The 1,529-nt window shown below is 30.3% G+C and carries 1 protein-coding gene; it reads right to left on the reverse strand.

Annotated features, from left to right (window positions below; translation table 11 throughout):
• Window positions 1-1,466 (reverse strand): IS1182 family transposase (locus L1S49_RS23055; protein ID WP_238907696.1); only part of this gene is annotated, 1,466 nt, incomplete at its 3' end.
• Between the last annotated feature and the right edge of the window lie 63 nt (window positions 1,467-1,529).

Below are 1,529 nucleotides of genomic sequence, written 5' to 3' on the forward strand. Positions count from 1 at the left end.
CAGACCGTTGACAAAAGGGGTATTTTCAAATATGAAAATACCCCTTTTGCTATACAATTCATAAATTGGATTAATAATGTGGTTGTTTTAAAAATATTGTTGTGGAAAAGAGGTTTTTTCTTTGCTCTTTTCCACAGCCTATTTGCTAATTTTTTTAAATTCATGCATGAAAAAGTAAGCGTGACTGCCATTTTTACTTGAGCCAAACCTCTCAAATGAGTATATCTCATGCGATGTTTTTCCTTTGCATCAGCAAAGACACGTTCAATTGTTTCTTTTCTTCTTTTATAAACACATTTAACATACTTATCATGTCTTAAATGTTCAGCTTCCTCAAGAAAGTGCTCCCAAACATGTCTGGTTACGACTTTCTGTTTATTCTTACTATTAGTACACTGTAAAATGCTAGGACAATTAATGCAATCAGAAGAATTGGATTTATATTGCTTGTAACCATCTTTATTCGTAGTAGAATATTTGAGTTCTTTACCATTTGGACATATGTAGATATCATTAAATTCATCATAAGTATATTCATATTTTTTGAAAAATCCATCTTTGGTCATAGGACGCTTATATGGCATTGAGGGTAGTACCCCTGATTCTAAAATGGTTTTTGCAATATAAGGAGTCTTGTATCCTGAATCAATAGCTGTTATTACTATTTCATCTTTATAGCGCGTATATACATTCTTATAGACATCTTCAAAAGCTACGCTATCGTGTATATTGCCTGCTGTCACTTCAAATCCTAAAACAAAATTTGCGTCATCACACGCAGTGTGGGCTAAATAAGCAAAACATTTTTCTTTTTCAGTTTTATAGAACATTCCACTATCTTTGTCTGTAGTACTTTGAATTATAGTTTTTGTTTCCACTTTAGAGTCGCCTTTTGGTGGTTTCTTATTATGCTTTTTTCTATCTTCTTCAATTTCTTTGTCTAATTGATCTTTATACTTTTTGGCTTCTACCTCAACATCAATTTTAATATTTTTCTTCTTATTGGCAGATGCTTTAATATGAGTTGAATCTATGTAAATTTGTTCAGGGGCTATAAATCCTTCAGATTCAGCTATTTCTAATATTTTTATAAATATTGTTGAAAACAAATCTGTATGTTTAAAGCGGCGCTCGTAGTTCTTACTAAAAGTTGAGAAATGAGGAATAGCTTCGCTAATCGAGTATCCAATAAACCATCTATAAGCAATATTGACTTGTATTTCAGATATAGTTTGTCTCATTGAAGGAATTCCAAATAAGTACTGAATAAGCACTATTTTTATTAAAACTACTGGATCTATACTTGGTCTTCCAATTCCAGAGTATAGATGTTTAACTTCGTCATATATAAAATCAAATCTAATTGATTTATCTACTTTTCTTAATAAGTGTTCACTTGGAACTAAATCTTCTAAACTATTAAATTCTACTTGTTTTCTTGATTCTTGATTTCTCTTTGTTAACATAATTTATCACCCAATAATATTTTATATTAAAAAGAAAAAAGTGTCGACTTTGTCGACACTCTG

This window comes from Clostridium sp. YIM B02506 (genome assembly GCF_022324845.1).
Taxonomy (GTDB): domain Bacteria; phylum Bacillota; class Clostridia; order Clostridiales; family Clostridiaceae; genus Clostridium_T; species Clostridium_T intestinale.